At 56.5% G+C, this 3,505-nt stretch carries 4 protein-coding genes; 1 reads left to right on the forward strand and 3 read right to left on the reverse strand.

The features are described 5' to 3' along the window. Positions 1-129: 129 nt before the first annotated feature. Genes RMSM_RS26710 through ubiE form a run of 3 tightly spaced genes read right to left on the reverse strand, consistent with a single transcriptional unit; the run spans position 130 to position 2,497 of the window. Positions 130-1,038, reverse strand: coding sequence for a UbiA-like polyprenyltransferase (locus RMSM_RS26710; protein ID WP_008704167.1), 909 nt, complete (start codon positions 1,036-1,038; stop codon positions 130-132). Then, entirely contained in the window at positions 1,035-1,649 is a 615-nt protein-coding gene (locus tag RMSM_RS26715) for a UbiX family flavin prenyltransferase (RefSeq protein WP_052031824.1), read from the reverse strand. The genes RMSM_RS26710 and RMSM_RS26715 overlap by 4 nt, the downstream gene beginning before the upstream one ends. A 59-nt stretch (positions 1,650-1,708) precedes the next feature. Next, complete coding sequence (gene ubiE, locus RMSM_RS26720) at positions 1,709-2,497, reverse strand: bifunctional demethylmenaquinone methyltransferase/2-methoxy-6-polyprenyl-1,4-benzoquinol methylase UbiE (protein WP_008704170.1); 789 nt, start codon at positions 2,495-2,497, stop codon at positions 1,709-1,711. Between the two features lie 309 nt (positions 2,498-2,806). Between ubiE and RMSM_RS26725 the strand changes: the two genes are divergently transcribed. Continuing rightward, on the forward strand, positions 2,807-3,505 hold a 699-nt coding region (locus RMSM_RS26725), incomplete at its 3' end, for an HAD family hydrolase (RefSeq protein WP_008704172.1).

Consider the following 3,505-nt stretch of genomic DNA (forward strand, 5'->3'; position numbering starts at 1 on the left):
CGTTCTTGAGTGATCATGCGTTGGATGTTTTAGGTGCGAGACCGGACGGCTTGTGCCGTACCGCTTGAAATTGGTGGATATCAGTTGGTGAACGGGGGTGGCAGATGACAGGCTAGAAGCCTATCCCACTTACAGCCAGATGCAATCGAGGGTTCCTGCGACAAGTAACGTCAAACTGATGGCGGCATTGGTGTTGAAAAATGCTTGATTGACCCGATTCAAATCGTCGGGACGGACTAGCCAGTGTTGCCATAACACCATCGCGGCAACAACCGCCAATACACCCCAGAAAAAGATTCCGAGACCGGTGCTATCCGCAAACGTGGGCAGCAAACTGAGTAGCCCCAGCATCACGATATGAAATACGGCAGCAATCTTTAACGCCCCCGCGATTCCAAATTTTGCTGGGATGCTGTGGAGGCCTGCTTCGGCGTCAAACGCCGCGTCTTGGCACGCATAAATGGTGTCGAATCCGGCAACCCAGGCGGCTACGGCGGCGGCAAGAATCAGTGGAGCGAGCAAGTCTATCGGGTTCGCGGTCACTTCGCCGCCGCGGATCGCGACCCAGACGCAGATCGGTGACAGACTGAGTGCGACGCCGAGCCAAAGGTGCGCTGCGGCAGTGAATCGCTTCGCCAGACTATAACCACACAAGAACATCAATACAGGAACCGCTGCGTAGAGTGGCAAACGGTTAGGCAAAAACAAAGCCGTGGATGCGATAAAGGCGACGGAGCAGCCGATCGTAAACGCCCACACGCTGCTGCGACGCAGCACTCCAGCGGGCAAGTGCCGCTTTTGGGTTCGGGGATTTCGTGCATCGATGTCGTGATCGACCAATCGGTTAAACGCCATTGCGGCACTGCGGGCGAAGACCATGCAAAGCAGAATGCCCAGCATGTCTTGCCAGCGAAACGAGGGACGCTCGCCTGAGGCGAGCGGAGTTGATAGCGCCATGACGGTCGCCAACGCAGCAAAGGGCAATGCGAACACCGTATGACTGAATCGAATCAGTCCGAGCCAATGCGAGATGTTCATGATTCTCTCCATCGCTGGATCAACGAGTTGTCGACGCCGATTTGGTCCATGATGCGACTGACAATAAAATCGACCAGCGAATCGAGCGACTCGACGCCATGGTACCAACCGGGCATCGCGGGCAATATCACAGCGCCGGCAGCGGCCAAGCGGTGCATGTTTTCGAGTTGCAATACACTGAGGGGCGTTTCTCGCGGCACAAGGACGAGTTTTCGATGTTCTTTTAAATGGACCTCGGCGGCGCGCTGGATCAAGTTCGATCCGGCCGCGCGAGCGATCCCGCTGAGCGTGCTGCCGCTGCACGGGCACACCACCATCGCTTGCGTGCGAAATGATCCGCTGGCGATCGGGGTGAAGTAGTCGTCATAGCGGTGGTAATGAATTCGCGATAGCACGCTTGCATCGGGGGCCGGGAGCGTTGTGCCCGACCAAGATGGGGAAAGCGTCAACAGTCCTGCGACATCGACATTGTAAGTATCCACGGTCGCGCCGAGTTCCTGCTTGATCACCGCCGCCCCGCTGGGGCTGATCGTGACGTGCACTTCGTAGCCAGCGCGAGCGAGGATTTGCAGCAAGCGGACCCCATAGATCGCGCCACTCGCACCGGTCATCGCCAGCACAACGGGGGCTTGATTCTTTGGATCTCGATCCGGATTCGATGCCGCGTTGCTCACTCGGTCGACTCCGCTGTCGGCGGTTTAGTGCCTTGGTAGATCGTGGCGACACCAAATGTCATCGGAGTGAACCGAACGTCGGTTAGGCCTGCGGCGGTCATGCGATCAGCAAGGGCCTGGCCATCGGGGAATTGGCCCACCGATTCGGGCAGATACTTGTAGGCCGATTTGTCGTTACGAGCGAAAAGCTGTCCAATCCGAGGCAGCACGTTGCGAAAGTAGAATCCGTAGGCTTGGCGGAGTCCGATCAGCCGAGGCTGAGAAAACTCCAGCACTACGACTTGTCCGCCGGGGGTGCAGACGCGAGTCATTTCGCGGAGGCCTTGGTCGGTATCCGTGACGTTGCGAAGTCCAAAAGCGACTGTGACACACTGGAAATGGTTCTCGGGAAACGGCAGCGATTGCGAATCGGCCTCGATAAACTCGATCGATTCGCTGGCCGTTCCAGGGCGTCGCTTGCGGATCGCAATTTCAAGCATCGCGTGACAAAAATCACTGCCCACGACGCGGACGTTTTTCGGAGCCTTTTTAGCAATCGCGATCGCAAGGTCACCGGTACCGGTACAGGTATCCAGGACAGGAGCGGTCGAGTCGAGTTTCAAAATTCGCACCGTACGCCACCGCCAATAGCGGTCGATACTGAGCGACAGCAGATGATTCATCGCGTCATAGCGAGGTGCGATTTGACGAAACATCTCTTGCACCCGCGAACCGCTCTTGTCGACCAGCGGGGGTGCTGCATCGGAATCGGCAGTGTTAGTGGTTTCGTGTTCGGTGACGACCATCGCGAGTCCAGCGGTTTTCGTTTTGAGGGTAGAGTGCTGTTAAGTTAATCTGCATCACCGAAACGGTGAAGCCCGACCCGTGTTGAGGTGGGGAAACGGAGGTTCATCTCCTCTTCGGGGAGGGTTCGTTGGGTTAGAAATGGCAAGGTATCTAGCTCTTCCCTGCCGCTTCCTGCGGTCTTCCATCCCAGGGTGGAGGGTGAATTGTCGTATCGCAGTACAGTCGGCATGCTACAAAGACCGTCAATCCGTACCCAGGTTTAACGGTAACTACGTTGTTTTTCTCGATATTTGAAGATTTTGAGCCCAATGCGAACTTTGCTTTTCGATATCGATGGAACGTTGTTACTGACAAACCGTGGGGGGCAAGGTGCGTTGGAACTGGCTCTACAGCAAGAATTCGACTTGCCCCACGCGACGGCGGAGGTGGATTACGCCGGACGGACCGATCGGGGGATTTTGGATGAATTGCTGATCTTGAACGGACTCGAGCCGAATAAATCCAATCGCGAACGGTTGCAGAATCGATATGTTTCGTTGCTGCCGGAGGTTTTGCAGCAGCGGGGTGGCACCGTGTTGCCAGGAGTGGTTGAGTTGTTGGAGCAATTAGCGATCGACGCGCGCGTGTGCGTAAGCGTGATGACGGGCAATTTGGTCGAGACGGCACATCACAAGCTAGATCATTTTGGTTTGCGGCAATACGTTCGCTGGATCGTCGGCGGTGACAGTGACGTCCATCGTGACGATTTGGCTCGTCGAGCAAGGGAGGTAATCCGCAGCGAGGCGGGCGAAAAGGCCTGTGAGCGGATCATGGTGATTGGTGATACACCGGCTGATATTCGTTGTGGACACGCGATCGGTGCCGCCGTGATCGCGGTTTGCACCGGCGGCTATACACGGGAGATGTTGGAGGTCGAAAACCCTCTGCTTGTCGTTGATGATCTGTCCGACTTGGTGATGCTGTTGCCAGTTTTGCTGGGAGAAGCCGCCGATTCACCTCCCCTTTGG

The organism is Rhodopirellula maiorica SM1 (assembly GCF_000346295.1).
GTDB classification, from domain to species: domain Bacteria; phylum Planctomycetota; class Planctomycetia; order Pirellulales; family Pirellulaceae; genus Novipirellula; species Novipirellula maiorica.

Excerpts from the sequence above, each read along its gene's own strand:
- RMSM_RS26710 (WP_008704167.1), bottom strand. The coding sequence starts at position 1,038 with ATGAACATCTCGCATTGGCTCGGACTGATTCGATTCAGTCATACGGTG.
- RMSM_RS26715 (WP_052031824.1), bottom strand. The coding sequence starts at position 1,649 with ATGACCGGTGCGAGTGGCGCGATCTATGGGGTCCGCTTGCTGCAAATC.
- ubiE (WP_008704170.1), bottom strand. The coding sequence starts at position 2,497 with ATGGTCGTCACCGAACACGAAACCACTAACACTGCCGATTCCGATGCA.